Origin of the sequence: Bacteroides sp. AM54-2NS, from assembly GCF_003602935.1 — a bacterium.
GTDB classification, from domain to species: domain Bacteria; phylum Bacteroidota; class Bacteroidia; order Bacteroidales; family Bacteroidaceae; genus Bacteroides; species Bacteroides xylanisolvens.
The window spans coordinates 1-1,583 of the sequence record NZ_QTMZ01000123.1; the positions used below are offsets into that span (position 1 = coordinate 1).

The 1,583-nt window shown below is 36.1% G+C and carries 1 protein-coding gene; it reads right to left on the bottom strand.

Annotated elements, in window-relative coordinates; translation table 11 throughout:
• Nucleotides 1-17: 17 nt before the first annotated feature.
• On the bottom strand, nt 18-1,310 hold the full coding sequence (locus DXA05_RS26070) for an ISAs1 family transposase (RefSeq protein WP_004315317.1): 1,293 nt from the start codon (nt 1,308-1,310) through the stop codon (nt 18-20).
• Nucleotides 1,311-1,583: the final 273 nt, after the last annotated feature.

Below are 1,583 nucleotides of genomic sequence, written 5' to 3' on the forward strand. Positions count from 1 at the left end.
CAGGGAAAACGCACGAGTTAAAACGCTTTAATAAAGTTGTTTATCAAATTAGCTAGATACTCATCACTCCATCCAGCCTTCTTCCTTTTCCTATTGACAGAAGTCTTCTTGTCTTCATCCTGATAATTCTTCAAAATGGTCAATGCCATTTTAGTTAAAGTGGAAAAGTTTTGTGCCGAATTCATCATTTTTCTTCCATCATCTTCATTAAATGTAACATCCAACTGCCAATGCAATCCATTTTCTACCGCCCAATGCTTTCTCTTATATTTAAGAATAAGCTCTGGATTGTTCACTAATGAAGAGATGAAACAATGTTTCTCATTCTGTATTTCCCCTGTGGCTATATTTATTTTCTCGGTCTTTATTATTCCATAAGTCCTAAGATTCTTCCAATCGCGATAACAGAACCCTAATCTACTGGGTTCAGAGCAGGATATGCAGGTCCTTGTCACCATAAATCCATGACCTTCTGTGGTTTCTTCAGCTCTTTTGATAAAATCATTTTCTCTTCCGGAAATTAGCAAGTACTCCGCATCGTTTTCGATATTTTCCCTTAGTTTTAAATGATTATCTTTCACCTCTAAAAGATAATCGGCTTGTTTCTCTGTTATTTTTTCTACAATCTTCTTTTGGGTGCCAAGTGCATCGATGGTAACTACATCTCCTTGTCGTATATCAATGTCGTCCAGTAATTTGGGTATTGCTACTATTTCATTCTCTTTTATTGAGACCCGTTCCTGCCCTAATGACAGACTCATATCAGAAAGAAAGGCACTGACAATATGAAGTTTGGCTGATGCTGCCTGCTCCTTTGTTATTTTACCCGCCGACTCTTGTACCAGTTTATCAGCATTGATGGCACCACAGATCGTTTTCCCGTCAATAGCTATATGTCTATTCGTATAAAGATCATTACCCTCACCTATTTGAACTTTCGACCAGTCGCAATCTTCTATGGACGGTGAATCACCTCTCATATTACAGGCCCATTCTCTGTAACAACTCTCTAATCTTTCTGTTTTTATGATACAAAAAAATCGGCGTAATGTATCATGTGAGGGGGTAGTTTCTAAATCCGGTATGAATCTCCTAAGAAAATCTTTCTTATAACGGGCGAAGTCTGCTATATCATTCCAACTCTGACAATCACAAAAAACACCCGATAAAGTGACAAGCATTATCAATTTGCCCGAATAAGTGACTTTATTCTTTTCACGTGGGTCTATTGTATCAATAGCTTCAGACATACTAGCCATATGACGTGCCAATTCGTCATTTATTAAAAAATCCTTTGCAATCTTATCCATTACTGTTTATTATTTAGACGTGAAGATAATGAAATACCAGAATGAATACAATATAAATAATCAATATATCAATTGAAGAAGCCCGAAGATTAAAAAGGATGAAAGCAATAGGTGGCATGACCATGTAAAGTTGTGACACGTCTATATGAGGAAAAGTAACTAGGAAGACTTTATTTATTATTAGATATACAAGAGTATTGCCATTAAATAAGTTTTGAGAAGAGAAGGGAACTATTGATTATTAAACAATTAGCACTCGTGCGTTTTCCCTGT

Excerpts from the sequence above, each read along its gene's own strand:
- DXA05_RS26070 (WP_004315317.1), bottom strand. The coding sequence starts at position 1,310 with ATGGATAAGATTGCAAAGGATTTTTTAATAAATGACGAATTGGCACGT.